24 protein-coding genes are annotated in these 25,720 nt (G+C 40.5%); 9 read left to right on the top strand and 15 right to left on the bottom strand.

Annotated elements, in window-relative coordinates; all coding sequences use genetic code 11:
- Positions 1 to 589: alpha-amylase family glycosyl hydrolase (locus AC2VDX_RS24760; protein ID WP_486928257.1), on the bottom strand; the 589-nt coding region annotated here is incomplete at its 3' end.
- Between the two features lie 277 nt (positions 590 to 866).
- A complete protein-coding gene (locus AC2VDX_RS24755; protein WP_378175516.1) occupies positions 867 to 1,238 on the bottom strand; it encodes an HAD family hydrolase in 372 nt (123 codons plus the stop codon).
- On the opposite strand from AC2VDX_RS24755, the gene AC2VDX_RS24750 reads away from it, so the two are divergent.
- Positions 1,191 to 1,595 (top strand): NUDIX hydrolase, encoded by a 405-nt coding sequence (locus AC2VDX_RS24750; protein WP_378175514.1) that lies wholly within the window; start codon positions 1,191 to 1,193, stop codon positions 1,593 to 1,595. The two genes, AC2VDX_RS24755 and AC2VDX_RS24750, sit on opposite strands and share 48 nt — an antisense overlap.
- A 32-nt stretch (positions 1,596 to 1,627) precedes the next feature.
- The gene (locus AC2VDX_RS24745) at positions 1,628 to 2,482 is read left to right on the top strand and encodes a hypothetical protein (protein WP_378175511.1); all 855 of its coding nucleotides are present in this window, start codon (positions 1,628 to 1,630) and stop codon (positions 2,480 to 2,482) included.
- A 198-nt stretch (positions 2,483 to 2,680) separates the two neighbouring features.
- Here AC2VDX_RS24745 and AC2VDX_RS24740 read toward each other — a convergent pair whose 3' ends face one another.
- The 13 genes from AC2VDX_RS24740 to AC2VDX_RS24680 all read right to left on the bottom strand — a co-directional run bounded on the left by AC2VDX_RS24740 (position 2,681) and on the right by AC2VDX_RS24680 (position 18,259).
- Positions 2,681 to 3,676: an NAD-dependent epimerase/dehydratase family protein gene (locus tag AC2VDX_RS24740; protein ID WP_378175508.1), complete on the bottom strand. Its 996-nt coding sequence runs from the start codon at positions 3,674 to 3,676 to the stop codon at positions 2,681 to 2,683.
- A 26-nt stretch (positions 3,677 to 3,702) separates the two neighbouring features.
- A complete protein-coding gene (locus AC2VDX_RS24735; protein ID WP_378175505.1) occupies positions 3,703 to 5,253 on the bottom strand; it encodes a PfkB family carbohydrate kinase in 1,551 nt (516 codons plus the stop codon).
- Positions 5,254 to 5,306: 53 nt separating this feature from the next.
- A complete protein-coding gene (locus AC2VDX_RS24730; RefSeq protein WP_378175502.1) occupies positions 5,307 to 5,954 on the bottom strand; it encodes an SIS domain-containing protein in 648 nt (215 codons plus the stop codon).
- Positions 5,955 to 6,803: 849 nt separating this feature from the next.
- Complete coding sequence (locus AC2VDX_RS24725; RefSeq protein ID WP_378175496.1) at positions 6,804 to 9,161, bottom strand: glycoside hydrolase family 31 protein; 2,358 nt, start codon at positions 9,159 to 9,161, stop codon at positions 6,804 to 6,806.
- 111 nt (positions 9,162 to 9,272) lie between these two features.
- Positions 9,273 to 10,028 (bottom strand): SDR family NAD(P)-dependent oxidoreductase, encoded by a 756-nt coding sequence (locus tag AC2VDX_RS24720; RefSeq protein ID WP_378175493.1) that lies wholly within the window; start codon positions 10,026 to 10,028, stop codon positions 9,273 to 9,275.
- A gap of 39 nt (positions 10,029 to 10,067) precedes the next feature.
- A complete protein-coding gene (locus tag AC2VDX_RS24715) occupies positions 10,068 to 10,892 on the bottom strand; it encodes a sugar phosphate isomerase/epimerase family protein (protein ID WP_378175490.1) in 825 nt (274 codons plus the stop codon).
- Between the two features lie 108 nt (positions 10,893 to 11,000).
- Positions 11,001 to 11,735, bottom strand: coding sequence for an FkbM family methyltransferase (locus AC2VDX_RS24710; protein WP_378175487.1), 735 nt, complete (start codon positions 11,733 to 11,735; stop codon positions 11,001 to 11,003).
- A 45-nt stretch (positions 11,736 to 11,780) separates the two neighbouring features.
- On the bottom strand, positions 11,781 to 12,920 hold the full coding sequence (locus AC2VDX_RS24705; protein WP_378175484.1) for a DegT/DnrJ/EryC1/StrS family aminotransferase: 1,140 nt from the start codon (positions 12,918 to 12,920) through the stop codon (positions 11,781 to 11,783).
- Between the two features lie 82 nt (positions 12,921 to 13,002).
- Entirely contained in the window at positions 13,003 to 13,425 is a 423-nt protein-coding gene (locus AC2VDX_RS24700; RefSeq protein WP_378175481.1) for a secondary thiamine-phosphate synthase enzyme YjbQ, read from the bottom strand.
- Positions 13,422 to 14,435 carry an SDR family oxidoreductase gene (locus AC2VDX_RS24695; protein ID WP_378175478.1) on the bottom strand — a complete coding sequence of 338 codons (1,014 nt, stop codon included), beginning with the start codon at positions 14,433 to 14,435 and terminating at the stop codon, positions 13,422 to 13,424. Before AC2VDX_RS24695 ends, AC2VDX_RS24700 begins: the two co-directional genes overlap by 4 nt.
- On the bottom strand, positions 14,432 to 15,730 hold the full coding sequence (locus AC2VDX_RS24690) for a glycosyltransferase family 61 protein (RefSeq protein ID WP_378175476.1): 1,299 nt from the start codon (positions 15,728 to 15,730) through the stop codon (positions 14,432 to 14,434). The genes AC2VDX_RS24695 and AC2VDX_RS24690 overlap by 4 nt, the downstream gene beginning before the upstream one ends.
- A gap of 118 nt (positions 15,731 to 15,848) precedes the next feature.
- Entirely contained in the window at positions 15,849 to 16,358 is a 510-nt protein-coding gene (gene gmhB, locus AC2VDX_RS24685; protein ID WP_378175473.1) for a D-glycero-beta-D-manno-heptose 1,7-bisphosphate 7-phosphatase, read from the bottom strand.
- Positions 16,355 to 18,259 carry a transketolase C-terminal domain-containing protein gene (locus AC2VDX_RS24680; protein ID WP_378175470.1) on the bottom strand — a complete coding sequence of 635 codons (1,905 nt, stop codon included), beginning with the start codon at positions 18,257 to 18,259 and terminating at the stop codon, positions 16,355 to 16,357. Before AC2VDX_RS24680 ends, gmhB begins: the two co-directional genes overlap by 4 nt.
- A gap of 347 nt (positions 18,260 to 18,606) precedes the next feature.
- Here AC2VDX_RS24680 and AC2VDX_RS24675 point away from each other — a divergent pair, with 347 nt between their 5' ends.
- The 7 genes from AC2VDX_RS24675 to AC2VDX_RS24645 all read left to right on the top strand — a co-directional run bounded on the left by AC2VDX_RS24675 (position 18,607) and on the right by AC2VDX_RS24645 (position 25,660).
- Entirely contained in the window at positions 18,607 to 19,710 is a 1,104-nt protein-coding gene (locus AC2VDX_RS24675; protein WP_378175467.1) for a glycosyltransferase family 61 protein, read from the top strand.
- A 77-nt stretch (positions 19,711 to 19,787) separates the two neighbouring features.
- Entirely contained in the window at positions 19,788 to 20,483 is a 696-nt protein-coding gene (locus AC2VDX_RS24670) for a sulfotransferase (protein ID WP_378175464.1), read from the top strand.
- An 82-nt stretch (positions 20,484 to 20,565) separates the two neighbouring features.
- The gene (locus AC2VDX_RS24665; RefSeq protein ID WP_378175461.1) at positions 20,566 to 21,435 is read left to right on the top strand and encodes a protein kinase family protein; all 870 of its coding nucleotides are present in this window, start codon (positions 20,566 to 20,568) and stop codon (positions 21,433 to 21,435) included.
- A gap of 30 nt (positions 21,436 to 21,465) precedes the next feature.
- Positions 21,466 to 22,281, top strand: coding sequence for a hypothetical protein (locus AC2VDX_RS24660; RefSeq protein ID WP_378175458.1), 816 nt, complete (start codon positions 21,466 to 21,468; stop codon positions 22,279 to 22,281).
- Positions 22,282 to 22,320: 39 nt separating this feature from the next.
- The gene (locus tag AC2VDX_RS24655) at positions 22,321 to 23,535 is read left to right on the top strand and encodes a glycosyltransferase family 4 protein (protein ID WP_378175455.1); all 1,215 of its coding nucleotides are present in this window, start codon (positions 22,321 to 22,323) and stop codon (positions 23,533 to 23,535) included.
- A gap of 11 nt (positions 23,536 to 23,546) precedes the next feature.
- Positions 23,547 to 24,422 carry a glycosyltransferase family 2 protein gene (locus AC2VDX_RS24650; protein ID WP_378175452.1) on the top strand — a complete coding sequence of 292 codons (876 nt, stop codon included), beginning with the start codon at positions 23,547 to 23,549 and terminating at the stop codon, positions 24,420 to 24,422.
- Between the two features lie 101 nt (positions 24,423 to 24,523).
- Positions 24,524 to 25,660 carry a hypothetical protein gene (locus tag AC2VDX_RS24645; protein ID WP_378175450.1) on the top strand — a complete coding sequence of 379 codons (1,137 nt, stop codon included), beginning with the start codon at positions 24,524 to 24,526 and terminating at the stop codon, positions 25,658 to 25,660.
- The last annotated feature ends 60 nt before the right edge of the window (positions 25,661 to 25,720 follow it).

The raw sequence follows: 25,720 nt of genomic DNA, 5'->3' as shown, positions 1-25,720 counted from the left end.
CAGCTACACGCATAATATATTCGCGTACCCCTGGATGATCTGTATTGAACTCTGGTAAAGCCCGATGGTCGTTCCATGAAGCATAATTAGCAGGGCGAGAGCCATCATAGGGTGCGAGGGGCCAACCTTGAATCTTGAACCAATCTATCCAAGGAGACTTTTGACCATTTTCTATAATATCATTGAAAAAATAAAAGCCCCTACTGGCATGATTAAAAGTTCCATCCAAGACAAGTTTAATCTTACGGCGATGAACTTCTTTGAGTAGACTTGTAAATGCTTCTTCACCGCCTAATAAGGGATCGACTTGATAATAATCAAGGGTATGATAACGATGATTACTTGCAGAGCTAAAAATTGGGTTAATGTAAATTGCATTAATGCCTAAATTTTGTAAATAATCTAGTTTTTCAATTACTCCCCAAAGATTCCCCCCCTTATAACCATGAAACGTAGGCGGGGCATTCCAATCTTCTAAAGGTACATCAAGTAACCAATTTTGGTGGGTTGGGATACTTCTTGCAAAGCGATCGGGAAATATTTGGTAGAAAACGGAGTGTTTGACCCAATCAGGTGTATTTATCTGCATAGATTATTTTTTAATTACGACTCAAAAATTTGAAAAATTGATCATCCACTACAACGGATTAATAAATATTCTTAGGTACATATTTCCAGATTATTATACTATATACTTGGTCAAGATAAAGGTAAAAATTATGGCAATATCTTTACTGGACAGTATTAAGCAAAAAACCGAGCTAGAATTGAATGTCCTCAAGTTTCGATTTGAGAACTTGAGGAAAATTAAATTTAAATGTCCTATCTGTGGTTAATTATCTAAAATTCGACTAAGGCTACGAGGTCTATTGATTTTCCCAGACCGCAGATGAAGCTGCATTGGTGACTTCCTGACTGCGACTCAAGAATCCGAAATAGTCTAGTCCTTCTAAAATCCCCGCAGCAAAGTGACTTTTAGCAAGATAACGCTTCCCAGGCGGGGAATTGTGATGCCACTCTAATAATTCTGGCTGGGCATTACCAACAATAATGCCACAGGAAGGTACATTTTGGAACATAGACAGATCGTTACCCGAATCGCCACAAATAATCGTGCGATCGCCACTAAATTGAAGGAGAATGGTGCAAGATCTAAGTATACTAACAAAAATTGTTAAAAATTCCGTGAAATGAGAGAACCACCAGGAGCCGACATAATTCTTCTCAACAGTAAACATCAAGTTTTACTTGTGCTTCGTGATCATAAAAACTCTATCCCTTTTCCGAATACTTGGGCATTACTTGGGGGGTATATCGAAGAAAACGAGTCTCCCGAAGAAACTATCCGCAGAGAAATACTTGAAGAAATGGAACTAGAGTTAGATGAAGTGAAATTCTTCAAGTTTTATTATTGGGAAGAATGCGATGAACACATTTTTTGGTCTCAAATTGATTTAGATATCTCTAACATCAAGCTTCACGAAGGGCAGAAATTAGCTTACTTTAGTCAATCAGAAATTGATCATCTTGACTTTGCATCTCACTATCATAAAATATTAGCAGATTTTTATGATAGTTTAGCTATGAGTTTATAACTAAGCATTGGTTAAAGGTAATAAACAATCTAATGAATGAAAGCTTAATTACGGTACTGCCAGAAAATATTGCTAAAAAACTTGGACAGGCTTTGGCTCACATACCTGGAGGAGAAACGGCAAAAATAGAGAAACCCAAGGGGGAAGGCGCGTTCAATCATATCTTATTAATTACAACAGATGAGGAACGCTACGTTTTTCGAGCCAGACGCGAAAGTTCCTCAGAAGAGATTGAAGCATACATGAGGTATATGTATGAAGCTACTAGCTTTTTAGAAGCTGGAGGAATATTTAAACTCAGAAATATTGCTGAAGAAATTGACTTTATCAAAAGCGCACTGGCTGTAGGTTTACCCGTTCCTAAGTTAATTCATGCCGATACAGATTGGATGTTGATTGAATATATTGAAGGAAGAACCTTCCATGAATTCGTCAAGGCTGGAGAAGTAGAAATTCTGCCCAAGATTCTGAGGGAACTTAATTTAGCTCACACAAAGGGAATTATTTATGGCGATCGCTGGGGTGATAATGAAATTATAGACTCCCAAGGAAACGTTCGCATGATTGATTTTGATATTGAATGGTCTTACGAGGGAGTCAACGATGGCATTGTTGAAGCTTTAGAAATGGCGGTTCCCATTTTTCACTCCCTAAGACTGACAAGCACTCGAAATGATTTATTAAATATAGTTCAAAATGATGCCTTGCCATTGCTGAAATCCTGGGGATATAAAATTGATATGATTGGGAAGTTTATTCAAGGTTTTTGTAACTTTTATCTTGACCCCAATAAGCCCAGTAATATCTGGTCTTTACCACCAGAGTTGTATGTTTCAATGACTGAACCAGCAAATCGTTTGATAGCCATTTTTTCGGAAGCAGAATAAACTCTACAAAAATCAGGACTTACGCAGAGATCCCCCTAAATCCCCCTTAAAAAGGGGGACTTTGAAGTTCCCCCCTTTTTAAGGGGGGCTAGGGGGGATCTAGGTTTCAAGCAACGCGGTGCGTAAATCCTAAAAATATGAAAGTTTGGTAAAGCTATGATTACCCCTGCCATAATATTTAATTTGGCGGTAAAAATCTCAATTTAAATTGAGATCCTTCATCGTCTTAACATTATAATAGCGGCTATCTGTCATCGGATTGGGAACTTGATTGGCTCTAAATGCTGCCACTAAATCTTGAATTGCCTCTTCTACCGTATGTGAAGGCACAAATCCCAATTCTTGTTTGATTTTTTCTGAGGAAATGTGATAAGAACGAATATCGTTTGTGGGTGTGGAGACAATTTCTACAGATCCCACTACTTTACGAATCATCTCGGCAATTTCCATCAAGGTATGATTTTCGTAGCCAGCATTGAAGATTTTTCCATCGATCGCTTCATCTGACCATTGCAGAGACTTAATATAAAGATCGGTCATATCCTCAATATGAATATTGGGGCGCTTTTGCTGACCGCCAAAAACTGTAATCTTGCCATTGTTGATAGCTTGAGTGGTGAGAATATTAACTACTAAATCTAATCGCTGGCGGGGAGAGTAACCGCACACTGTCGCTGGGCGCAGCACTAAAGTAACAAATCCTGGTTCTCGCTGACTCAGCAATACTTCTTCACACAAAGCCTTATAACGGGAATAGTCTGTCAAAGGCATCAGTGGTAAGTCTTCTGTAACATTATCAGTCTCTTTAATTCCATAAACGCTGGAAGAAGAGGCATAGATAAACCGCTTGACTCCTGAATTTTTCGCTACATCCACCAAGTCAACAAAGGCATCATAATTAATTGAACGACCCAGATCCGGATCTAATTCAAAACTCGGATCGTTGGAGATACAAGCTAAGTGAATCACTGCATCGCATCCTGGTATGACTTTTTCCAGCAGTGCGCGATCGCGGATGTCTCCTTGAATCTCCTCCAAATTTGGATGATTTTTGACAGCCTCTAGTACATTTGTCCCATAGATATAGAGGTCTAACACTTTGACTCGATATCCAGCTTGCAGGAGTTTAGGAACTAAGACAGATCCCACATAACCTGCACCACCCGTAACTAGAACTTCTTGAATTGAATTCATGGGTTGATTGGTTTCCTAACAGTCCTCTAGAACGTGCAAATTGTTTTGGCAAACTTTAACAAGCGAGGTTTTGCTACAGGTTTTTCATTGCCCAGAACATTAGCAGCGATCGCACCTGCCATATTTCCCAGGAATGACCCCAGCTTCAGAGGTAAATCTAACTTGGCGCTCAAACTAGCTAGGGCAAAAAAGGCATCTCCTGCACCTGTAGTATCTTTGACTTGTTGTGTCATCGCAGGAGTCATTACCAGTTCTCCATTTGCCTGAATTGCCAAAGATCCAGAAGCGGCTAAAGTCAACCAGCCTTGTTGCGCCCCTAAATGGGATTGCAAACGCTTGAGTAACTCGTTGCGATCGCCGTAGCGATTAGAAAAAGCTAGACGAAGTTCCTGCTCATCTATACAGAATGTATCTGCGCGTCGATATTTACTAATTAAGTTGTAACCGTAATTGGCGCTGTTCGTTTGGCAGTTAACAGCTAAAAATGGTGCTTGAGATTGAATTAATTCCATCATGGATGAATCAATTAATCCATGACCATAATCAGCCAAAACGACTAGATCGTAGCTTTTGATAGACTTTTCCAAGGAATCTAAAAGTTTTTGACGCTCTTGAGGTGCTAGTCCCTCCTCATCTATAGAGTTGATAGCAAACAGTTGTGTATAACCCTTTGTTGTACCTTGCTGTTCAATATAACGGCACTTGGTTACAGTAGAATAACCTTCTGCATACTGCAAATTTAAATCAATCGAACCCTTGATCTGATTCGCGATCGAGCGATGTACATCAGGTTCATTCCCAATAGCACTAGCTACTGTAACAGAATTAGCAAAACTCTCCAGATGGCGAGCAATGGCAAAAATTCCTCCTAAGTGCTGTTCTTTTTTCACAAATCGAGTGGACGGCGCTCTACCTTTCGAGGTTAACCCTTGAACGGTACAGTGAACAAACTCATCAATAATGACATCGCCAAGCACTAAAACCTTAAGCAGCTGCATCGCCTCCACAGCATCTGCGATCTGCTCATACGAATACTGCTGAGTTAAATCCTTGACATAATCCTTTAATTCTGAGGGGACAACATCAAGGTAATTGTTAATCAATCGCGTTGAGCTAAAAGTGATTTCATTGGTATAGCGAACATCGCCCCCATAAGCTCTAACCTGGGCAACTTCTTTGTCAATATTTTGGGTGACATCTTTGCTTGCGTCAGCATATTCATCTCCCTTGCAGTAAATATGGGGACGTACTTTCTCAATTACTTCCAACGCCGTTACCTTTGGGGTTAAGATCACGTAATCAACGCAAGCTAGCGCCGCCAGAGAACTTAGACGCAATTCATCAGAAAATATCGGTCTTCCGGGACCTCGATTAACGTATGGAGTAGCTGTCAGGGAAATCACTAACAAATCTCCCATCGCTTTAGCGGCTTGCAAATGAGCGATGTGTCCAGGGTGAAGTAAATCAAACACTCCATTACAAAGGACGATTTTAGACCCCTGTTGTCGGTAGCTATCAAGTATCTCTGCACAGGTTTCAAAGCTAAGATACTTTTCTTTATTGATTGCTAGTTCCATTCAGAGACTGAGTTTTCTAGAGTAAATAATTAATGCTTTACGTTCGGTAACGATTAAGATACTTCGTTTTGGGCAAGGTTCAGATAATTATCCTCATCAGAACTAGGCAAAGCTCCCTTAACCAAACCATCTATAATACAGTGACAAATGCACAGATGCATGATTTCCGCAAAACCGTATGCCATAGTCGGAACGTAAAAATTGAGATGTCCGAGTTGACGCAAGGGGTTATTGGTTTGGAAGGCTGATAGCGTAATGACTTGGCAATCCATTTGTATCGCTTGGCGAACACCAGCAAGGATGTTTGCTGACTCTCCAGAACTGCTAATCGCAAACAAAATATCTCCAGATTGAGCAAATATTGATATCGGTTTGCTAAAAACTTGTTCGTAGCCGAAGTCATTACTAATGCAGGTCAGCGAGGCGCTGTCGTTGAAAGCGATCGCAGGAATGTTACCATTGCGCCAGTAGTCAACCGCCTGATGGCTGGCTACGCTTGCACTCCCTCCATTACCAATGAAAATAACTTTTCGCTGCTGCTTTCTTTGTCGATAGACTAAAGCCGCAGCCCGATTAATTCCTTCAGAGATTGATATAAATTTACCTTGGGTATCTGTTATCTGAAACTTCTCGCCAAGGGCAGCTAATTGGCGAAAGTAATCACTAGAAAACGGGAGCGTTTGGGATGGTGCTGAATGCATAGATATTCTGTTATTTAGTTGTCCGAAACTTTTCTCAATTCGAGCTACCTTTCAGAAAGTGAAATGTATCGTATGACGCCAAATCTTAATAGCAATGCTGCTATAAGTCAACTTTCTGAAAAATCTTTGTAATCCAGCAAAAACCTTCTTATATCAAGCAAATTTTTATTTTGGTTATTGATTATACTAATATTTGGCTTAGCCCAGTTTTATTTTTATCTTTTCTTTACAAATTTATGCATTAAAAACTGTTTGTAACTAGATATTAAGAGAAGCATCCATCGGGTCGCACATCACTCATAGTGCGATCTATAAATAGTAAACACTGTTCAAATCGGCAATAAATTCTCCTCTCTATAGCATCACACCAAACCTAATAACTCACTATTCGCGTAATCGGGCTATGAAAAGCTAAATTTTTCGTTGACTGGGGAAAAATGCACAAAAAGTAGGATAGATTATATATTTAGGTCATGGAAAATCAGTATAAAGCTACATCTCACATCTTGCACCATTATCAATAAGCCGGAGGCTCCAGCCTCGACTTGATCGTGGTGCAAGATATCAGTTAAAACCGAGTTAAATTCTTATCTAGTAGGCATTTAGTTTTATATAACAGGAATTAAGTTACTCGCCAATTGTTAAAACCTTAGCGATTAATGCAACTGGTGCCAGATGTAAGTTACATCTCACATTTCGCACCTTCATCGGGCACAATTGAGCGATCGCTTTCTTAGAAGATCGGGACTTACGCAACATCACCACATCTGCCACCGCAATCCCCCTGGAGGATTGCCCCTACAAAACGCTATATGTATAAGCTTTGCGTAAGTCCTGAGGATGCGACAGTTAAGGGTGCGGAGTGTCGGTTGAAAACGTCAACTGACGTGCCATGCCATCATCGACAAAGCGCTGTTCGCCAATCCCGACCAGTTCCACGATAGTTTCACGCGCTGCGGGTGAAAAGCCACCCTCTCGTGCTTCAATCTCAACAATGGTTTGTTGCCCTTCGGAACGAACGTGGTAAGTTGTCGTGCAAAAGGCTCCTGTTGTGTACTCAAAAGTATGACCGTCATCCTCATAAAGAGTAAACTGACCTGTGCCCATCCAAATCCGAAGCGTCAGCTGGTCTAAAGGGCGTTCATCTACGTATTGCATTACTGGTGCCATCGGAATAATCGAGCCAGCACGGACATATAATGGCATTCGCTCCAGTGGGGCGTGGGCTAGGATAGTGGTTGATCCATCGAAAGCTTCACCACTCCACCAGTCATACCAGCGACCTTCCGGCAAATACACAGCACGATGTTCGACACCCGGACGGTAAATCGGTGCTGCTAGTAATGAAGAACCCAGCATTATCTGGTCAGCGATGGTGAAAGTCTTCGGGTCATTGGGAAAATGATAGAGCAAGGGGCGCAGAATTGGCGCTCCAGTAGTTGCTGCTTCCCAGAAGAGGCTGTAAATGTAGGGCAGGAGTCGGTAACGGAGTTCGATGTATTCGCGGCAAATTTTTTCAACCTGGTCGCCAAACGTCCAAGGTTCGTGCTGTGCTGTAGTTAGCGCTGAGTGTCCCCGCATGAACGGGTAAAGTAGCCCTAACTGCATCCAACGCGCAAATAGTTCCGCCGTCGCATTACCCGCAAACCCCCCAATATCGGTACCCACAAAAGCGACGCCCGATAACCCCAGGTTACAGAGCATTGGGATGGACATTTCCAGGTGTTCCCACAAAGATTGATTGTCTCCCGTCCATACGGCTGACCAACGTTGAATACCAGCATATCCGGCGCGTGTTAGGAAAAAAGCACGCTCTTGTGGACGTGACTTTTCCATCCCTTGATAAGAAGCCTGTGCCATCATCAACCCGTAGAGATTGTGAGTCTCCGCATGATTTGTTTTCTCATCAGCTGACCCCTGCGGGGCGTCAAGGGGAAACGTTATCTTGTTACCGGGGTCGCCGAACGGACGGTCATCAAGTGCGGGTTCGTTCATATCGTTCCAGATACCAGCAACACCGATGTCGGTTAGGCTTTTTTGCAAAATTCCCCACCAGTCCCTGACTTCAGGGCGCATGAAGTCGGGAAAAACTGCTTTATCAGGCCAAACGTAGCCGTGAAACAATTGACCGTTAGTTTTACGGATAAAATAGTCGTTCTTGAGTCCGTCGTCGAAGACTTGGTAATCTGCTTCTGGATCGTACTTCACCCCTGGTTCAGAAATTGGCACCACCTTGAAGCCATTCTGCTTTAAGTCGTCTACCAATTGTTTCGGGTTGGCGAAGCGTTTAGGACTCCAGGTAAAAATCCGGTACCCATTCATGTAGTCGATATCGAAATGGATGACATCGCAGGGAATGCGGCGCTGACGAAATTCACCAGCCAATTTGCGGACTATATCTTGTGACTCGTAACTCCAGCGACACTGGTGATAACCAAGCGACCATCGCGGCGGCATAGGCATCCGTCCGGTTAGCTGGGTGTAAGTTTCGAGAATTTTTGCCGGTTCGGGGCCATAAATAATGTAATAATCCAGTTCGCTACTAAGCGTTTCCATCCGCAAAACACCGGGTTGCTTTGCGCCAAGATCGAACTGACTCCAAAATGTGGTATTGAAGAAAATGCCATAGGCCACTCCCGGACGCAACGCCAGGAAAAACGGAATTGCGTGATACATACTGTCTGTAAGGATGCCGAAATCAACTGCATCACTCGTCCAATTAGTTCTCACTTTAGACAGTTGGTCGAGTAAACCAGTGGGTTCGCCGAAGCCATAGAAATGTTCGTCAGCTTCAATTTGTTTCCACCCAGCAGTAGCGCCAGTCCGCCAACCCATTCCTGGGGCTGCATCCTGAGCAAAGGGCTGTCCTGCTAGGTCGAAGCACTGGATGCGACAGGGGTTTTGGTTAACGAGGATTCGTAGCTGTTGAGTTTCAATTTCTACAACATCTGCTTTTTCTCGCACCTCAAATGGCACAGTAGACCATTCTTCATCTGCCTGTGTGACTGCCCATGACCGACGTGGCAGAAATTCGCCAGTAGGTGTCATCCGTACCCGAATTAAGTTTGCTGCTAGGACGCTAATGGTCAGACGGAAGTCGCCGCAGTTGAAGAGGATACGGCGCTTATCCTGTTGTATTGTTTGTACTGCCCCAAGGGTTGACCAAGGCTGCTCGCTGGTATGCAGTTGCCCGAAGTATTGCGGCATAATCCCTGATTGAAAGACACGCTGGAACGAGTGCGATCGCTACCATTTCCAATTGAGATTCACACAACCCACTGATAAAAAGCTTGTATCCACAGGTATAAACTCAACTAATTACATTAGGCTGATGCCACCGTTGATACAAAGATACTGTCCGGTAACAAATGCAGACTCAACGCTGGCGAAGTAAAGCACCGCTTCAGCAATATCTTGTGGAGTTCCGAAACGCTGCATAGGAACTCTTGCTTGGTAAGCATCCTTTTTCTCTTGAGCGGTTGTTTCGTGCCGTTCTACGGGAATCCACCCAGGAGCGATCGCATTTATTGTAACTCCAAAGGGCGCAAGTTCGGTTGCCATGCTGCGCGTGAACCCGATTTGCCCGCCTTTAGCGGTAACATAAGCACTGAAGTGGTTAACTGTCCGAAAAAAAACATCGCTACTGATATTGATAATTCGTCCCCATTGTTTCTCCTTCATCGCGGGTAAGCAAGCACGAGTCAGCAAGAAAGGACTCTTGATAAAAAAGTCGATCATCGTCTGGAAATCTTGCCAGGTGTACTCCTCAAAGGGTATCTGGGGCTGATTTCCTGTTGCATTCAGCACCAAAATATCCACTGAACCTAGCTGTGTAGCGATCGCTTCGTAAATAGCTGCCACATCTTCTTCTTGGGTGACATCACCCTTGACGAGGATAGCCTCACAGCCTTGGTTTTGTAACTCTGCCAAGGCACTTTCTGCACGCGATATATTGTTGCAGTAGTTAAGTGCTACCTTAGCACCAGCTAAACCTAACCTCAGCGCGATCGCTTTCCCCAAGCCAGCAGAACTTCCTGTGACTAGGGCAACGTGTCCATCTAGAGAAAATGACATTTAATTGCTAACCTAAACATGAAAATGAGGAAACAAAAATCAGAATTTTTCTAATAATTGAGATAAATTATTTAAACTCTCTTTGGTTCCATGCTGCACATCTGCTGGCTCTTCATATTCAACTACCCAATATCCCTGATAACCTGAATTTAGAAGTTCTTGAATAATCGGTTGCCAAACAATTTCTCCTTCTCCAAAAGCACAAAATTCGGGTTTGCCATTAGCCCATCGGACATCTTTCCAATGACTGTAGTTTACCCAAGGCAGGATGTAGCGTAGTGCCATCAAAGGGTCGGTTCCCTGGTTCAAAAAGTTAGCCGGGTCGTAATTGACACCAACTGCAGGACTCTTGATGCCTTCCATAATCTTAGCAACTCGTTGCCCTGTTGCTGTTGGGCCACCGTGATTTTCAATGGTTATTTTAATCCCCTGTTTTTCGGCATAATCTCCAATTTTATTAAAAGCATAGTGAAGCCGAGGGAAAACATCTGGAAGAATATGAGCGTTTCTGTGATCGCCAGACAATAATCGGACAAATTTTGCCCCTAGTTGTTGTGCTATATCAACGAAACGCTCTACTCTTTGAATCTCTTTTTCTAATTCAGCAACTTCTGGAATTGTAAAATTATTTCGTGCCGCGATACAAATAATATCTACTCCGGCTTCCTCTGCCCAAGTTGCAATCTTGGCGATTGATTCGTCGTTACCACCATCTATAAGATGTTTGGGTGCTTGGGGATGGGCATTGACTTCTACTAAACGAATGCCTTGGCTAGCTATCCAGTGAAAATATTCCGGTATTTCTACTTCTCTCCAGCCCCAAGCTGCACAGCCAATGTTTGATGGGTTAATGTTATTTGGCATATTTAATCTTAAATTTGATAATCTAACGATTCAAAAACTTCAGAATTGCAAAATTTTACTGCCTTCTTCGTATTCTGATAAATTTATCTGATAGACAAAAGACTCTTTTTAATAATTATTTTCCAAACTGGCATTGCTTACACCAACTTCTTTGAGTACAATGTCCCATATTTTTTTTAACAAATGTTCATTTTCTATAGCTTCTAAATTAACTGATATTGTATCAGAACTGTTAACCTCTAACACTTCATACCCTTGCTCACCTAAAAGTCTTTGGGCGGCAGCTTGATCGATTTTAGATAAATGCTTGTGTTCATAAATTAATAGAACAGGTTTATAGTATTCAAAATTAATCAATTTGAGGATCTCATAGTCAAAACCCTCCGTATCTATATGGATGATATCTATACTTCCTACTGAGTGTCTATCACACAATGCTTGAAACGTTATACACTCAATATTGGTTTTTCTAATACGTTTCTCTATATTGGGAATGAAATCAGTATGCTTCATAATAATCGGTAGTGAAAACGATCCAAGCTGATCATACCAAACTGGTAAATCGTCATTTGACTGCTCAAGATAGTAAAACTCTTTAGTACCGTTAACTTCAGCAATAGCTACATTTTCTAGTATAAACCGTTCTGAACCACCATATTTAGCACGCAAGCGATCGAACACATAGCTAACAGGTTCAACCATGATTCCATGCCAGTGTTCATGTCTCAAAAATCTATGAAGTGGATCGCCATGCGTAGCATCATTAGAGCCTATTTGAATAAAAAACAGATACTCTCGTGAGATTGACAAGGCGTGTATGAGCGTATCATAAACATCTCTCATTGGCAGTGTATTATTTAGATTTTCTTTAGCTGAATCGTTCAGAGATTATTGATAGAATAATTTAATATTATCACAGACTTTCTCAAGTTGCTCAACGGTTAATCCTTGATAAATAGGTAAGCTGAGGATTTGGCGTGCCTGCATCTCTGTAACAGGGAAACTTTCTTCTGGATAGCCTAATTCTTTACCTGCTGTGGATAAGTGAATTGGTACTGGATAATGGATTGCAGTACCGATCGCGCGATCGCTCAAAAATTGGCGCAATTCGTCGCGGCGTTCAGCTTGGATGACAAAGGTGTGATACACGCATTTTTCCCACTCACGTTCTAGTGGCATTTTGATCTCAGGAATGTCAGCAAGTTGAGTTTGGTAGTAACGGGCATTTTGCCGACGCTGCTGTGTCCATTCTTGGATGTAGCGCAATTTTACTAAAAGAATTGCTGCTTGTAGGGTATCTAAACGGGAATTGTGAGACCACAAAACACAATCATCGCGGGTACGCAAGCCAATATTACGCATGATTTTGAACTGTTCGTACAGTTCTGGATCATCTGTAACTAGCACCCCCCCATCTCCACAAGCATTTAAGTTTTTTAAGGGATGTAAACTGAAACAGCCTACTATTCCAAAAGAACCCACTCGCTGACCTTGATATTCAGCGAGGATCGCTTGGGCTGCATCCTCCACTACAGCTATTCCTTTCTCTTTCGCAATAGCTAAAATCGGTTCCATGTTGCAGGGTCGCCCCGTCAGATGCACTGGAATAATTGCCTTCGTTTTGGGAGTAATGGCAGATGCGATTTGACTCGGATCGATGTTGTAATCATCACCCACGTCAACAAATACAGGTTTAGCACCAAGGACGCGAATACAACTAGCTGAAGCCACAAAGGAATTAGGTACAGTAATGACTTCATCACCAGAACGAATAGCGATCGCTTTGAGTGCAAAAATTAAGGCATCTGTCCCAGAATTAACGCCAACTGCATAACGAACACCGCACAATTGAGCAAACTGACGCTCAAACTCTGCAACTTGCTCACCTAAAATAAAGTTGCCATCATCAATAACTTCGCCAATTGCTGTTAACAACTCAGACTTCAGGGAAGCGTGTTGACTTTTGAGGTCGATGTAGGGAATTTGATTAGACCTCTTGCAAAAATCAGTAATTACATCTGTGTTCATCTGTGTTTATCTGTGGATATCTGTGGTTAATTTCCCTTCAAAAACTTATGCAAAAGGTCTATTAATCGTTAATTGTTACACTTTAATATCCCAGAATATTGATAAAGACTTCACGAGTGTGACCAGACTGGCGATGTTCCCAAATATAGATATCTTGTAAACGACCCAGCTGCAACAAACCTTGAGCAACAGGGATTTGTTCAGAGGTATGAGTGAGGGCAGATCGAATATGGGCAGGCATATCGTCTAAACCCTCTCCTGCTAATAGGTATTGACCTGTTTCTGGAACTAATTTTGCAAAGAAGGCTTCTACATCCGGCTTGGCATCATTTTCTTGAATTAGTAAACTGGCTGAAGTATGACGCAGGAAAAGCGTACAAAGTCCTGATTGAAGTCCTGATTCTGTAATTACCGCTTGCACTTGTGGTGTAATCTGACACAGGGATTTACCAGTGGTTTGTACCTGAATCGATTGTTGGTAAAGTCTTATTGATGAGTTTGTCATGCTGATTCCTTCCCTAGATGCTCAAACCACGATTTTGTCTCTTGCTGAATCGCTTCTGGTGTCCAGACTGGAGCATCTCGCCAGAGTTCAATATTAGCTAACATCTCGGCTACCCCTTGACTTAAAGTTACTTGAGGTTGCCATTTTAAAAGTGTAGTAGCTTTGGTAATATCTGCCCAAGTACAATCAGGTTCTCCTGGTCGTTTGGGGATATGAGTGATTTCTCCCTGCAATAATTTCACGAGTGTCAAAACGCTTTCGGATTTACCGGAACCAATGTTAATGATTTCCCCTGTAATATCAGATTGGGCAGCTTTGACGAAGGCTTCTACTACATCGCTGACAAAGGTGAAATCTCTAGTTTGAGTCCCGTCTCCAACGACAGTGAAAGGCGTTACAGCTAGTTTCTGAGCTAAAAACACACCAAACACCGCACCATACGCCCCAGTCGTGCGCGATCGCGGCCCATAAACGTTAAATAATCGTAATGATAGGGCTGGCAGTTGATAAACTTGCGCCCAGTGCATCACAAGTTGTTCCCCCATATATTTAGTCAATCCGTAGGGGTGTTTGGGATGACAGGGATATGTTTCTGGTGTGGGATATTGGTCAGGAATACCGTAGCAGGTTGAGGAGGCTGTGTAAATAAACTTCTCGATTTGAGCAGTACGACAAGCCTCTAAAAGAGCGAAGGTACTGTGCAAGTTTGAATGGTAGTAGTCCCCTGGATTTTCGATTGATGGCACTAAATCAGCTAATCCTGCTAAATGAAATACCCAATCAATGTCTACTAGGGTGGAAGCTGAAATATTGGCTAGATCCTGCTCAATAAAAGTAAATGATTTATATGTTTGAGCTACTTTTAAATTTGCAGTTCGTCCTGTGACTAGATTATCCAAACCAACAACACTGTGACCTAATTTGAGGAGGCGATCGCACAAGTGACTGCCGATAAAACCAGCAGCACCCGTCACTAAGCAATGTTTAGCAGAATTCAATTCACTGTTCATTTAAATAACGTTTTATTTGACATTTTATAAATCAGTTTGCTCAATTGTTCGCAGTTAACAATCATATTCTCATTATTTGCTTCACAAAACAGGCATCCGTAATTAAATTTTAATCCCTGAGCCATAGTATAGAAGAAATGACTAATTTTATCGCCAAATATTTCAATTATAGTTGCCCTCTGAGAAAAAATCATATTTGTTAATCCCGCGCCATGAGGAGCCACAATAATTTTAGCTTGAGCAAATATTTTTACCTGATTTTGCCAATCTATATCTTCAAAAACATAAGTAATAAAATCCATCTCAGCTAAAGTATTTATCACTTCTTCTTCATTGAGAATGCATCGAGCATTTGTTTTCCTACGAGAAATAAAAATATTTGGACTCAAAGGAACCTTGGAAACCGCATAACTATCTATATTACCAAGAATACGTTCTCTTAACCAATAATAAGCTTTAATTGAAACACGACCTTCTTCCCTACGTTTAGAGCAAATAACTAATTCGTTAACTTTAGCTCTATATCCATTCCATTGAATACAATCTTCTGGTCGATAACCCATCAATTCTAAAGATTTGATTTTCCAAATTGGAGGGTCTTTATCAATAATTAATACTGGTTTTTTACCTGTTTTTTTAGAATAATATTCCAGGGCTTCTAGCCGAGTTAATCCCTCAGAAATCCAATGAGCATACAAACGGCTCCAATAATTAACTAATGAACAAGCTAAATCAATATTTTCTGAATTAGGCATAGGTCTAATATATTGAAAATTAAACCCTTGCTTAAGTGTTGAAATGACACTGTGCTGTAAACAATCTACTCTGTCTAAAGCTGTTTCTAAAATAATCTTTTTATCTTCAGTAAATCCAATAGCATCAACTCCAAATAATTCAACATTTTTGATTTCAGCAGCAAAAGGAACGGTAAATTTAAATATTCCTGCTTTTTCTTTTAATATATTGGGTATTTCTTGATCGGTAATAGGAAGTTGAATTTTAATATTTTTTTCATAGTTTAATTGGTATAATTTATGTTGATTTTTAGAGGTTACTGTCAACCCTACTCTACTAATTAAATTCTTGTTAATATAATTAAATAAAATAAAATATATAAATTTTAAAGCAGGTATTTGTTTATATTCCTCTTCTAAATTAGGGATATTATTTTCCCTTTTAGATTGCTCCATCACCTCAGTAGTAGTGAGCAAGTGAGTATCAATATATTTTAATAATATAGGATAAATTAGTTTGGTAATCAATAATTGTTGTAAACTACTCCAAATTTTGTTCATCTGTTCATAAAACTCTTAATTTAGATTTGCAACAAATTGGAATAAATTAGGTGAATATTATCAATGATTAATCAACAAATTTCCCTCAAATATTCTTAAATAAAATACTTTATTTGAGCTAAGTTGTCCAGTCGAGTAGACACCTCCATTTTTTTTGAGCAACTTCTTTACTCAGCAAATAAAATTTACCGATTCCTCCGGCTTTTGCTGCTTGCATATCCGATGTTTTATCACCAATCATTATTGACCTTTTAAGGTCTATGGGATATTTTTGACAAGCTTGCTCAATCATTCCTGGGTAAGGTTTACGACATCGGCAATTTTGGCGGTAATTAGGTATAGCAGCTTGGGGATGATGTGGGCAATAAAACACATCAAGCAAGGGTACACCTTGTCTGTTAAATTGCTCACACATCCAGGCAGTCAGATATAAAAAGTCCTGTTCAGAATAATAACCACGAGCAATACCCGACTGATTAGTTACTACTATCAGGAAGTAGCCCAAATCCCGCAGTAGACGACAGACTGTAAACACATCATCGACAAACTCAAACTGCGATCGCATGACAACATAGCCGTAATCAACATTGATAACGCCATCGCGGTCAAGAAAAGCAACTTTGATCACGTCAATAATTCCTTAACTTTGTTCATGATTCCAATAGCATCAATACCTTGATGGGGTAATTGCTCCCATATTCCACTACATCCTTCTTGATGAGTACCCATATAAGCATATTTGGGAGATAAACCTCTCTCTAATAACCAGGAACCAAAGCGACTTCCTAAACCTGTGCGACGATTCAAGGATTCCACGACCAAGACAAAGGGTGTGGAGCCAATATGAGTTATGATTTCTTCATCAACCATATTTAGGGTTGGCTTGTTGATTAGCCCTACATCAATTCCCTCTTGCTTGAGCTTTTTTACGACATCAAGGGCGCGGTAAAGCACTTCACCAAAGCTGACGATGTACCCAGATGTTCCCTCACGTACAATGTCATCTTTTCCGGGAATAAAGGTATAGCTTTCCCCAAACAAAGGTTTGCCATCAGCATTAAAGATATCGGGAACAGGGGAACGACTGGAAAAGATAAACCGTAAGCCAGGTTGGTGAAATATAGTTTCCACACAGGCTTTCATTTGTCCGCCATCGGCTGGGTAATACAGACGGGTTTCGTAGCCATCTTCTAGCCCGTTATCTGCAAACATATTATTCAAACCAAAATGGCAGCTGTTATCTGCTATTTCATCTATACCGCTATGGGAAAATTGACAAAGAACGTTAGATTTATTCAACCGCGCCATTGTGATTTCGGAGATGCACATTTCTAAAAAGGCGCTGTAGGTGCTGAAAATGCCTTGTTTGCCTTTTTCCATGCCAAACCCCGCCGCTGCCGAGAAGTTTCCCCGCTCCATGATGCCGCCGCGATAGAAAATTTCTGGATAGGCTTGACTAATTTTGTTGATACCACAAGATTCTCCCAAGTCACTGTCAATGCACATGACTTTTTCTTGGCGTTCAGATGGAGTTAGATGGCTGAGAAGTGAAACGACGGTGGCATCGAAGATATGGCGAGTTTTACTGCTAGAACCCGCGAAGGTATAAGATGCTTTGAGCGGAACAATTCCTTTGAGATAATTAACGGCTTGGGTGTGTCCGCCAGTTTCGAGATATGCGATCGCTAAATCCCGCGAGAGGGCATCATGACCAAGGTGCGTACCTTCTACCCCAGCAATGCCAGGGCACATCTTACGTTTATTCACAACCGCTACTGGGCCGACTGTGGTAACTGCCTCACAGAGGCGGCAATACAAATCATCCAAGTCTTCGCCCTCTCCTGGTAACACAGTTAGCCCATGTCCAGATAAGGTTTTACCTACACTAAAACCCGTCAAATAGTCTGAAGGGTATCCACTACAGGTGGAATTGTTATCGTCAATAATCAACTTAATGTTGAGATTTTTGGCTACAGCTAAACGTGCTGCCTCTGCATTATTTCCTTCTTGCTGCGATCCATCCGATCCCAGACAAAAGACTACCCGATTAGGATTAGCGATCGCAACTCCATTCACATAAGCCCACAGATGTCCTAATCTACCACCACTAAATTTTACCCCAGGAGTGCGATCGCGTTCCGGATGAGCAAGAAGTTTGGAATAGGGTTCTCGATAGTGCAGCAGATTTTCAGCATCAAGATCACCGAGTAGAGTCGCCATGAGATATTGTGTGGCAACTCGGTGTCCGGCTTCATCGAAGAAAATCGGTACAAACTTATCTGGTACTCCCCGAAAGAAGGCATCTAGAATCATAACTTCGGGAACTGTATCATAAGCCCCTCCTGTATGACCGCCTAGACCTTTTGCTGCTGCTATGGCAGTAAAAAAAACAATAGTGTCTCGACAAACTTGAATATTAGCTTTCAGCGTTTCTCTTTGCTCATTCGTCAAAGTTGAATTAGTCGGGTCTAATTTTAACGGTTTGTAAGTATCTAGGTTAATGGGAAAGCGTAAGGTTGTTACAGGCATTGGTTCTCGTTCCTTAGAGCTTATCAAGTTTTCCTTAAGTGAAATGCGCCCTAAAAAATTAGCGCTAACACTTACCCAGAGTATTCTAGTGCCTCAATGTCTCCCCGACTCATTGTCTTTAACGTTACTTCACAAAGTAACGTAACAAATTTTTATAGTTTTATATTTTTTACATTTAAACATTTGTGTTAAATTAATATCTTAATCACACAGATATTAGAAATAGGCTAATATCTTAGGGGCTGACAAAAACTAAGGAAAAATATAATTTGATGTTCGGGTTGATTAAACAGATACCAACATGGCAAAAACTAAAGTGGCTACAGTATCTAATAAAGCCTCTATTAATGAAATATATTCATCAAAATCTACTTGATAGAAAAACCTTAATTTTTCAAGCTGATACTCGTAAGGAAAATAATTTTTTTTCGCTTAAGTACGAAGAATCAATTTATTATGACCAGTCAATCTCTTCCTACGAGGTTCCAGAAATTATCAAAGAAAAAGAAGGAGAGTTTAGTTTTAGTATTCCTTTTGTTGCGGAAATTCAAAATGTATATTTAATTGGTCCTCATGCTGTTGGCGTTACAAAAGATATAAAAATTGTTTTAGAGACAGCGTTAGCGAGAGAAGACTGTCTTGAAAAAAGTATTACAGCTACTATAAATCAAGGATTTTATCTACAGTACCTAAAACCTGCCTCAGATATAAAAAAAATTGATTTTGCTTGCTCATTAATTAATTGTTGGAGCGATTTATATGCCCATTGGATTGTAGAATGTTTGACACGAATTGAAGCACTTGAACACTACTATGAAAAAACTGGTGAACGACCTAAATTAATTATTGAAAAAAATGCTCCTTTGTGGAAATTTCAGTCATTGGAACTGATGGGGTATAGCCGAGAGGATTGCATTGAATGGCAAGGCTATAAAGCTCAAGTCAACCGATTGGTTATTCCCTCCAACCGACGGGAGCAACGTCGTCAATCAATTAAAGCTTGTCGTTGGCTTGGCGAACGAATACTTAGTAATCTTGACTTTAGTAAAACTAGCGATATTCCTTTGTCTCCAAAAATTATCATCTCCAGAAGAAAAGCTCTTTGCCGTCGGGTAATTAATGAAGAAGAATTAAATAAAAATTTAGCTAAAATGGGCTTTATTTCCTATGTTTTGGAAGATTTAGATTTTCCAACTCAGGTAAAAATATTTTCCCAGGCAAAAATTATTGTTGCTCCTCATGGAGCTGGTTTTGCTAATATGATCTTTTCTAACAACCCAATTATTATTGAGTTGTTTGGTCAAAAACCCAGCTACTTTTTTTATACTCTGGCTAAAGGTCTAGGATTTAAACATGGTTTTATTCTGTGCAAACCACAAGATGATGACATGATTGTTAATTGCAGTGAATTAAATGACTTTGTCAAGCGTATGCTTGACAAAGGAAGTTAATAGTACTATTAATTAGGCAGAGAGTTTGATTTAAAAATCATCTATATTCTATTCACATCAGCAGTCAGCAAACAACTATGAATTATCAATCAATTTTAATAATTACCTACGGGCGAACTGGTTCTACGTTATTACAAGGAGTTCTCAATAGCCTAGAAGGTTGCCTGATTAGAGGAGAAAATAATAATTTCTGCTTTCCCCTATTTAACACTTATCAAGCAATCTTAAAAGCCAAAGAAAAAGCAGCTAATGTTCCGGCTGACTATCCAGCTACGGTTGTCAACCATCCTTGGTATGGAGCGCCTTTATTAAATGAGAAATTATTTCTCATCCGATGCCAATCATTAGTTAAAGAATTAATTATTGCTGACGAGAGCCATTCCCCACAAATCCAGTGTTACGGCTTTAAAGAAAGATATACTTATCCAGAAATTTTGAATAATTTTGAAGAATATCTTAGCTTTTTAACCAATATTTTTCCCAATGTTGCGTTTCTTTTTAACACTAGAAATATCGAGAATGTTCTTCAAAGTGGGTGGTGGCGAGAACGAGATTATAACACAAGTAAAGAGATAATATTAACAACTGAGGAGCGATTTAATAATTATCTAAAGAACTATGAAAACACGTTTCATATTCAATATGAAGATGTTATTAGTAAAAGTAGTAATTTTAAAAATATGCTTGACTTTTTAGGGGTTTCCTATGACAAAAAAAAAATTGACGCTGTACTCAGTCAAAAACATAGTTATGACATCAAACAAAGGATCTGAGGTGAAGCATTATATTCTGAATGAAGACGCTTCTTTTCTGTAGATGTTCGCTCCCCCTATAATTAAGGCTCGGTTAAAGGTGATGAACGACCCACTGAATGAAAACTTAAAAGTTGTACTCCCGGAAAACATTGCTCAAAAACTTGAGCGTGCTTTAGCTCAACTGCCGAAAGGAAAAACAGCAAAAATAGAGGAGCCTACTCAATGGGAAGCGGCATTAAACTATGTTTTATTAATTACAATAGCTGAGGAACGATACGTTTTTCGCGCTAGACGTGGCAATTCCTTAGAAGGAATTAACGCATACTTGAAGCGGATGTATGAGAACACAGGTTTTTTAGAAATAGGAGGAAAATTTAAACTTAGAACGATTGCTGAAGAAATTGACTTTATCAGCCGCGCCCTAACTGTTGGCTTGCCTGTTCCTAAGTTAATTAAAGCAGATACAGATTGGATGCTGATTGAATACATTGAAGGGAAATTATTCCATGAATTACTGGAGGCAGGACAAGTAGAAATTCTGCTCAAGGTTCTGCGAGAACTTAACTTGGCTCACAGACAGGGAATCATTTATGGCGATCGCTGGGGGAAAAATGAAATTATAGATTCCCAAGGAAATGTGCGGCTGATTGATTTTGAGATTGAATGGTCACAAGAGGAAGATGACAACAGAGTTCTTGAAGATTTAGAAATGGCATTTACTATTTTTAGTTGTTTGAGACAAACCCGTAGTCATGATGAATTATTAAAAATCATCCAAACTGATGCCATGCCAATGCTGAAAGCAGAGGGCTATCGAATCAGCAGAATGAGGCAGTTTATTGCAGGTTTCTCTAAGTACTACCTTGACCCCAACAAACCAAGTGATACCTGGACTATACCATCAGATTTGTACGTTCCTATAGCTAAAGCAGCAAATCGCTTAATTGCCATATTTGCCGAAGTTGAATAATCCTCTAATGAGTTATTTCCTTGTTTAAAAATGAAAACCATAGTTTATCAGTCTTATCGTACCCACAATGTACCTAGTTGGATTAATACCTGTATGCAAACAGTTAAGAAGTGGGCAACACTGAAGGGATTCGATTATGAAATGATCGATGATAAACTGTTTGATTATGTTCCGGATTGGTATAAAGAAAAGGCGCAGGGAAAAATACAGCCAATTAGTGATTTAGCTAGACTAGAATTGGCGAAAGAGTTTCTTCTAAAAGGATATGAGCGAACTGTTTGGATAGATGCTGACATTCTGATCTTTCAGCCAGAAAAGTTAGATATTAGTACGAGAGAAGAATATTTATTTTGTCGCGAAGCTTGGATAGAGCTAGAAGCAGGAAGTACAGTAGAGGAAAGTAGAATTGTTTCTAGTAGTAAAATTCATAATGCTTTGACTATATTTACTCAAAATAATAGCTTTTTAGATTTTTACATTTATGTTTGCAAAGAAATTGTTAGGAATAATCAAGGTAAACTTTCTTCGATTGAAGTTGGTACTAGATTTCTAACTAATCTGCATCAAATTTTTCCTTTGCATCTTTTTAATAATATAGGGCTTTTTAGTCCTTTAAATATGTATGCTCTTGCTCAGGAAAAAAGGTATTTTACTCAAGAGTATGTCAGACTATTGGGATTCCCTATTTACGGAGCAAATTTGTGTGCCTCATTTAGAAATACTAGCTATCAAGGAATAGATATGAACGATCAAGTCTACGAAATTGTGATTGAAAAGCTTTTACAAACAAAAGGAGAATTAGTCAACCAGTACTGTGAACAGTTAGTGACAGAATCAAACCAATGAGTGTTCTTCAAAGTGATATATGAACCAGAGACAAAAAACTTGTGGAGTACAGATTCCGATGTTACAACTATCACTAATATGAGTAAACATATTTTTTTGTATACACTTGATTCAGGGGTTGGCGGAGTTGCACAAAACAATCACTTAATTATGTGTACATTAGCAAGATTGGGATATCAAGTAACCTGTGTACAACCCCCAGCCTATGATGATAGGGTAATTAGCTTCCAAAAGCAGTTGGGTATTCAGCACCTATGGGTAGAAGCTAAGAACAAAAACAATTCACGAGGCTTTGATGTTGAAAGTTGGCAACCGACTTTAACAAATAGCTCCCCAAAACCGGGTTTAATTATTTGTAGTAACACCCATCCGTTCGCCAACTTTGCCGTTCAACAAATTGCTATTCAACTGGGAATACCATACATTGTAATCGAGAATCTGGTTGTGCCAGATATGGCTCTTCGGTTCGTTGAATATCTAGATGAGCTATCACATCACTACATTCAAGCCAAGTCAGTTATTGCTGTTTCCTATGATGATTTAGGTTTATTACACAAATTATTCAAGCTTCCTAAAAATAAAGGAAAGGTTATTTATAATGGACGACCTGTAGAATATTTCACTCCTTGCGATTTTGGCGTGCGCGATCGCCTGCGCCAATCGCTTAACATACCAACAGATGCTGTAGTTTGCTTCACAGCGGCTCGCATAGAATTGCGAAAAGGCTACCAGTATCAGTTAGAAGCAATTAAGCAGCTTATGTTCAGCCCCGTATGGAATCAACTTTACTTTGTGTGGGCAGGAGGTGGAATTTTTGAGCCGCAACTTGAAATCGAAATTCGACAAGCAGTTGAGCAACTGGGCATAACTGACAAGGTTATATTTTTGGGGAACCGTTCTGACGTATCAGATTGGCTGAATGCTGCTGATATTTTTGTGTTTCCTTCACAATTAGAAGGAATGCCTTTGTGTGTTATGGAAGCAATGGCAAAGGGATTGCCGGTAATTGCTTCAGCAGTCAGTGGAATTCCAGAAGAATTGGGTAACACTGGCAAATTACTTCCTGACCCCAACGTTGATCCGCAAGCCACAGTTAAAGAATTGGTAGCAACAATTCAAGAGTGGGTTATAAATCCCCAAAAGCGTCAGTCTATTCGTAAAGCTTGTAAGCAAAGAGCGGAACAAATGTTTAGGGAAGAACAGAGTATGAAACAAGTAATGGAAGTTATTGAGAGGAACATTTATGCCGACTGAGAATGTATCCCATGAGTATTACAACTAGCATACTAATACGCACGAAAAATGAAGCTCAAGACATATCAAAAACTTTGAAATTAGTGACAAGTCAGTCTTTAAAGCCCAACGATATTGTTGTGGTGGATTCTGGCTCTACCGATGAAACAGTTAATATTGTCAAGCAGTGGAGTGACGTTAAGCTAATTCAAATTCAGCCTGAAGAATTTACATTTGGTCGTTCTTTGAACATTGGCTTTAAATCTACTGAGGCAGAAATCGTTATAGCGTTGAGCGCTCATGCTTTTCCCTGCGATCGCTACTGGTTGCAAAACCTAGTTAAGCACTTTGATGACCTTGAAGTGGCGGGAGTTTACGGCAAACAGGTTTCTCAACCTGATGCTTGGCCATCAGTTCAGCGAGACCTAACATTTTATGGAGACCAGCTACGAATTCAGACAAACCCGGATAATCCTAGCGAACACTTTTTTTCCAATGCTAATTCTGCTATTCGTCGCCAGTGTTGGGAGAAGCACTGTTTTGATGAAACACTAACTGGGGGTGAGGATAGGGAGTGGGCATGGATGATGCTAAGGCTGGGCTACAAAATCGTCTATGAACCTGAGGCAGCAGTATATCACTCACACAACGAGCCTCTTCTGAAGGTATATCAGCGAGCTTACAGAGAAGCGCTGGCATTTGAGTTGATTTACGGGGAAAAAATGAGCTTGCACCAGGCTCTAGGTAAATGGCGCAGGTCAGTATTAGCGGACATTCGCTTCATCCTCCAAAATGGCAAAAGTTACGAGTGGATTTTACGTGCACCAATCTATCGCTTATTCTGGATTTACGGACGGCTCAAACCCAGTTTAGCCGCACCAATATGGGAGCCGTTTGTTAAAAGGTAGTTGAGAGAGTATTCTAACAAGCAGTTGTATTAAAAGTTTTGTCAAGGCAGGCGTGCGCGATCGCTAAACCTTAAAAAATTACCAGAAAACAAGTGTAACGCATGACTACCCATCTTTGGCAAGAACAGGCAGTTGAAGTAAATGGCTTAACCACTGTTAGCGCCACAATAGAGACTCCCAACCAAGCACAAAATCGTTTGTGGTATCGAGTGCAAGCGGAACACGGTTCTCTACTGACACTAAGCTGCGACCCATTTGTTGTTGCCACCATTTTCATCGCCATGAAGCACGGCACTGATATGGTGGTTCACGGCGAAGTTTCTCCTTCTTTATTGCAGAATTTAGCAGAGTTCCAAGCAGCTTGGGCGTGCTGGCGATCAGAGCTTTACAAGCAAGTTGAAATCACCGCAGAAGTTGAGCGAGAACAGCCCGTAGCTAATAGGGTACATAGAGTAATTTCTGCTTTCTCTGGTGGGGTGGATAGTTGTTTAACAGCGTTTCGCCACAGCCAAGAAGGGCATAGCAGGGTACAGCGCCCTTTACAAGCAGGATTGATGGTTCACGGGCTGGATATTCCCCTTTCAGAGCCGCAAATCTTTAACCGTGCGGCGCAAAAGTCTAGGTTGACACTCGCCAGCTTGGGTTTAGAACTAATTCCGATGGTAACTAACTTCCGCGAATTCGAGCAAGATTGGGAGGACTCTCACGGAGTTGCAGTTGCGTCTTGCTTGATGCTGTTACAGGGTGGCTACTCGGAAGGTTTAATCCCCAGTTCTCTTCCTTATCATGCTCTCGTTCTACGCTGGGGATCAAATCCACTCACCGATCCGTTACTGTCGAGCCGTACTTTTGCAATCGTTCATGATGGTGCAGCCTTTACCCGTGCCGAAAAAGTGAAGCAGATTGCCCAGTGGCGAGAAGCTTTACAAAATCTCAGAGTGTGTTGGGAAGGTGATCAAAAAGACGGAAACTGCGGACACTGCGAGAAATGTATTCAGACTATTCTGAATTTCCGCGCCGTTGGACTCGGCTTACCCCCATGTTTTGACCAAGATGTTGCTGATGAAGAAATTTTACAGGTTTTGAAAAAAACTCTATTGACTGATTATGCTCTCCTTTTGGCAGATGCCAAAGCCAATTCTATCTCTGATTCATGGGTGACAATCTTAGAAAAATTCGTAAGACGCAATCAGGGGTGCATAAGCCTGGTTGGGGCTGCTGAAAAAGGGAATAATTGAGCAAACCTCAGAAGTGTTCTAGGTTAAATACTGATAATTATCTGCTTTTAAAACACTAAG

The sequence above is a fragment of the Coleofasciculus sp. H7-1 genome (assembly GCF_057473865.1).
The sequence above is the reverse complement of the archived record's forward strand: the minus strand, read 5'-3'. Positions and strand labels throughout refer to the sequence as shown.

Bases quoted from the DNA above. Each gene is read 5' to 3' on its own strand.
- AC2VDX_RS24750 (WP_378175514.1), top strand. From the start codon at position 1,191: ATGAGAGAACCACCAGGAGCCGACATAATTCTTCTCAACAGTAAACAT.
- AC2VDX_RS24755 (WP_378175516.1), bottom strand. From the start codon at position 1,238: ATGTTTACTGTTGAGAAGAATTATGTCGGCTCCTGGTGGTTCTCTCAT.
- AC2VDX_RS24745 (WP_378175511.1), top strand. From the start codon at position 1,628: ATGAATGAAAGCTTAATTACGGTACTGCCAGAAAATATTGCTAAAAAA.
- AC2VDX_RS24740 (WP_378175508.1), bottom strand. From the start codon at position 3,676: ATGAATTCAATTCAAGAAGTTCTAGTTACGGGTGGTGCAGGTTATGTG.
- AC2VDX_RS24735 (WP_378175505.1), bottom strand. From the start codon at position 5,253: ATGGAACTAGCAATCAATAAAGAAAAGTATCTTAGCTTTGAAACCTGT.
- AC2VDX_RS24730 (WP_378175502.1), bottom strand. From the start codon at position 5,954: ATGCATTCAGCACCATCCCAAACGCTCCCGTTTTCTAGTGATTACTTT.
- AC2VDX_RS24725 (WP_378175496.1), bottom strand. From the start codon at position 9,161: ATGCCGCAATACTTCGGGCAACTGCATACCAGCGAGCAGCCTTGGTCA.
- AC2VDX_RS24720 (WP_378175493.1), bottom strand. From the start codon at position 10,028: ATGTCATTTTCTCTAGATGGACACGTTGCCCTAGTCACAGGAAGTTCT.
- AC2VDX_RS24715 (WP_378175490.1), bottom strand. From the start codon at position 10,892: ATGCCAAATAACATTAACCCATCAAACATTGGCTGTGCAGCTTGGGGC.
- AC2VDX_RS24710 (WP_378175487.1), bottom strand. From the start codon at position 11,735: ATGAGAGATGTTTATGATACGCTCATACACGCCTTGTCAATCTCACGA.
- AC2VDX_RS24705 (WP_378175484.1), bottom strand. From the start codon at position 12,920: ATGAACACAGATGTAATTACTGATTTTTGCAAGAGGTCTAATCAAATT.
- AC2VDX_RS24700 (WP_378175481.1), bottom strand. From the start codon at position 13,425: ATGACAAACTCATCAATAAGACTTTACCAACAATCGATTCAGGTACAA.
- AC2VDX_RS24695 (WP_378175478.1), bottom strand. From the start codon at position 14,435: ATGAACAGTGAATTGAATTCTGCTAAACATTGCTTAGTGACGGGTGCT.
- AC2VDX_RS24690 (WP_378175476.1), bottom strand. From the start codon at position 15,730: ATGAACAAAATTTGGAGTAGTTTACAACAATTATTGATTACCAAACTA.
- AC2VDX_RS24680 (WP_378175470.1), bottom strand. From the start codon at position 18,259: ATGCCTGTAACAACCTTACGCTTTCCCATTAACCTAGATACTTACAAA.
- AC2VDX_RS24675 (WP_378175467.1), top strand. From the start codon at position 18,607: ATGAAATATATTCATCAAAATCTACTTGATAGAAAAACCTTAATTTTT.
- AC2VDX_RS24670 (WP_378175464.1), top strand. From the start codon at position 19,788: ATGAATTATCAATCAATTTTAATAATTACCTACGGGCGAACTGGTTCT.
- AC2VDX_RS24665 (WP_378175461.1), top strand. From the start codon at position 20,566: ATGAACGACCCACTGAATGAAAACTTAAAAGTTGTACTCCCGGAAAAC.
- AC2VDX_RS24660 (WP_378175458.1), top strand. From the start codon at position 21,466: ATGAAAACCATAGTTTATCAGTCTTATCGTACCCACAATGTACCTAGT.
- AC2VDX_RS24650 (WP_378175452.1), top strand. From the start codon at position 23,547: ATGAGTATTACAACTAGCATACTAATACGCACGAAAAATGAAGCTCAA.
- AC2VDX_RS24645 (WP_378175450.1), top strand. From the start codon at position 24,524: ATGACTACCCATCTTTGGCAAGAACAGGCAGTTGAAGTAAATGGCTTA.